Annotated in this window: 1 protein-coding gene; it reads right to left on the reverse strand. The window is 46.3% G+C overall.

The window, feature by feature from the left end; genetic code table 11:
• On the reverse strand, positions 1 to 229 hold a 229-nt coding region (locus ACXAFS_RS15350; protein ID WP_475308062.1), incomplete at both ends, for a DUF7507 domain-containing protein.

Here is a 229-nt window from a genome sequence, read left to right on the forward strand (position 1 = left end):
TATCAGCTATCGCTACTCCATCTAAGGTCACATTTCCAGTGTTCGTTACCGTGATTGTATATTCTACCGTGTCGCCTAAACTTGCCCCTACTGGTGCAACGTCATTCGTGATCGCTACGGTCTTAACCGCCTCTATTGATGGATCTTCTACTATTGGGGTTTCTGTCGGATCGTCTTCCGTGTTGCCATCGGCATCATCTCCATCATCACTAACATCATCAACATTCGT

It is taken from the genome of Winogradskyella sp. ABM4_392, from assembly GCF_056160445.1.